At 48.9% G+C, this 1,090-nt stretch carries 1 protein-coding gene; it reads right to left on the reverse strand.

What is annotated here, in order from left to right:
- The coding region (locus ACWP87_RS13750; protein ID WP_463843717.1) for an IS5-like element ISLrh2 family transposase at positions 1 to 1,090 on the reverse strand (1,090 nt) is incomplete at both ends.

Below are 1,090 nucleotides of genomic sequence, written 5' to 3' on the forward strand. Positions count from 1 at the left end.
TGATTTGATAATGCAGGCCACCCTGTTCGACCACAATAGAAATTGGTACAGAAAAAAGCTTAAGGAGGAGGTCGATATTTGCCAATGCAATCGCGCTATCCACCGTTACCACCAAGGACTCAGCCGTTCTGGTGTTCACTAAGTCAAGCCCAAGTGAACCTTTCAAGAAGGCAAACTTGCGCTCAATGGCACCCCGACGATTTTCCGCACTGACATCGGCTTTGCGCTGTTTCGGATCCACATGTTTGGGCTTTCGACCCAGCTTTGGCCCATTAAGTTTAATGCCTAGCTTCTTACACAGATTGATGTTATCTCGCGTGCGATAGAGAGTATCGACCAGCACCTCATCCGGATATTCACCCACTAGGTCAAAAGCATGGTCAAGCGTTACTTCAAGATCAGTGCTTTCGTTAAATGAATTGAAGTCGAAACGCTCTACATCAATCACGCCATCCAACATGGAACAGTCAATCTTGGCGCCAAACTCAACGGACTGCTTTGCCTTACCTCGCACGATTGGCCGGATATACGGCTGTTGAAGGCTAACGATGCGATTCTCGACATGGTGAGTGTGGTTCTCAAACATGAAGAGCTGCTGCTCATAGACTTGTTTAATCACTTCCAGACGCTGTGCTTGCCAATCAGTGAGCTGACCGCCTTGCGCAAGCAGTTCCGCCACATATCGCAGATCTCTTCGGATGTATTGTAGCTGAGCTTGAAGCTGTTTGCGGCGTTCCTTGTTTTGACGCCGCGGTTTCCTCGAAAAAGCGGTCCACTTACCTTTTGCTTCACGTCTGTATGTCCGCGGAATTTCCACACCTAACCCGTGGGCCAGATCTGTGACCATTTGTTCGAGATTCAAACGACTCTGGTTAAGCAGCGTTGTATCTTGGGGATACTTGATCTTGACCGGAACGGCAGTCGCATCACTAATCAAAACATGCGTCCCCTCAGGTAGATCGGCCTCCAACCGCTCGCGCGTGAAGTCATTAGTAATGTTGCGGATCAAATCTGAGATGGCTGAAAGCCGTTGGCGAAAGTGCACCAACGTTGTGTGTTCAAATGGCTTCTTAGCGCGATATTCGGGTAA

This window comes from Lacticaseibacillus sp. 22 (assembly GCF_055413445.1).